The sequence below is a fragment of the Micromonospora sp. KC606 genome, assembly GCF_004348675.1.
GTDB lineage: Bacteria > Actinomycetota > Actinomycetes > Mycobacteriales > Micromonosporaceae > Micromonospora.
This window is the reverse complement of sequence record NZ_SMKN01000417.1, coordinates 1-938: the sequence shown is the minus strand read 5'-3', so window position 1 is coordinate 938 and position 938 is coordinate 1. Positions and strand designations below refer to the sequence as shown.

General features: G+C 66.3%; 1 protein-coding gene. It reads left to right on the top strand.

Annotated features, from left to right (window positions below; translation table 11 throughout):
* A partial coding sequence (locus E1193_RS31465; RefSeq protein ID WP_132186747.1) for an amino acid adenylation domain-containing protein occupies window positions 1-938 on the top strand: 938 nt, incomplete at both ends.

Here is a 938-nt window from a genome sequence, read left to right as displayed (position 1 = left end):
CGTCGCGGAGCGGGACGGCGGGTCGGAGGCCAACCCGGTCCGCTCCGCGCTCGGGCTGACCTCCACGCATCTGGCCTACGTCATCTACACCTCCGGCTCAACCGGAACACCCAAAGGCGTCATGATCGAACACCGGGCCTTGGTTGCCGACGTGGATGACGGCATTGCCCGGTTCGGGATCAGTTCCGCCGACCGGGTTCTGCAACTGGCGAGTGTCAGCTTCGACACGTCTGCGGAGCAGATTTTCCTGGCGCTGTCGGCCGGCGCGACGCTGGTTGTTCGTGGCAACGAGATCTGGGGCGGGGACCAGCTCATCGAGACCATGCAACGCTTCTCGGTCTCCGTTGCCAATTTCACGCCCGCGTACCTTGCCGGAACGTTCGTGCAGGACCTGAACCGGCTGCCTGCGCTGCGCCTGGTTTCTGTGGGCGGCGAGGCGCTGCCAAGCGGAGTGTTCAGCCCGGGCGGGCGGAACTTTGACGTCTTCAACGTGTATGGCCCGACTGAAGCGGCGGTGTCGTCGTGCGCCTATCCGCTGGAGGAGGGGGAGGCCTCTTTCAGGGGTGCGACCGTCCCCATTGGTCGCCCGATGGCGAATACGCGGGTTTACGTGGTCGATGTTCATGGGGGGTTGTGTCCTGTTGGGGTGGCCGGGGAGTTGTGGGTTGGCGGAGCGGGGGTCGCGCGGGGTTACCTGAACCGGTCGGAGTTGACGGCGGAGCGCTTTGTGGCTGATCCCTTCAGCAGGGTTCCGGGCGCTCGGGTGTATCGGACGGGTGACCTCGTGCGGTGGATGGCGGACGGCAACCTGGAGTTTCTGGGCCGCAACGACGATCAGGTGAAGATCCGCGGTTTCCGGATAGAGCCGGGCGAGATCGAGGCGCAGCTGACGGCGCACGCGGACGTGCGCGAGGCGCTGGTCGTGGCGCGCGAGGACA